1 rRNA gene is annotated in these 687 nt (G+C 55.0%); it reads right to left on the bottom strand.

Features of this window, described 5'->3' with window-relative positions:
* Positions 1-687, bottom strand: a 23S ribosomal RNA gene (locus HQN88_RS37260); the annotation flags it as partial.

Here is a 687-nt window from a genome sequence, read left to right as displayed (position 1 = left end):
TGGTTAAGCCCTCGACCGATTAGTATTCGTCAGCTGCATACGTTGCCGCACTTCCACCTCGAACCTATCAACCTCGTCGTCTACAAGGGGTCTTACATACTGGGAAATCTCATCTTGAGGGGGGCTTCGCGCTTAGATGCTTTCAGCGCTTATCCCCTCCGTACATAGCTACCCAGCGATGCCTCTGGCGAGACAACTGGTACACCAGCGGTACGTCCATCCCGGTCCTCTCGTACTAAGGACAGCTCCTCTCAAATTTCCTACGCCCGCGACAGATAGGGACCGAACTGTCTCACGACGTTCTGAACCCAGCTCGCGTACCGCTTTAATGGGCGAACAGCCCAACCCTTGGGACCTACTTCAGCCCCAGGATGCGATGAGCCGACATCGAGGTGCCAAACCTCCCCGTCGATGTGGACTCTTGGGGGAGATAAGCCTGTTATCCCCAGGGTAGCTTTTATCCGTTGAGCGATGGCCCTTCCATTCGGTACCACCGGATCACTAAGTCCGACTTTCGTCCCTGCTCGACTTGTAGGTCTCGCAGTCAAGCTCCCTTATGCCTTTGCACTCTGCGAATGATTTCCAACCATTCTGAGGGAACCTTTAAACGCCTCCGTTACATTTTAGGAGGCGACCGCCCCAGTCAAACTGCCCACCTGACACTGTCCCCATACCGGATCACGGTAC

It is taken from the genome of Paenibacillus qinlingensis (genome assembly GCF_013204845.1).
Taxonomy (GTDB): Bacteria; Bacillota; Bacilli; order Paenibacillales; family NBRC-103111; genus Paenibacillus_E; species Paenibacillus_E qinlingensis.
Note: the sequence above shows the minus strand (reverse complement) of the source record. Positions and strands in the feature narration are given on the sequence as shown.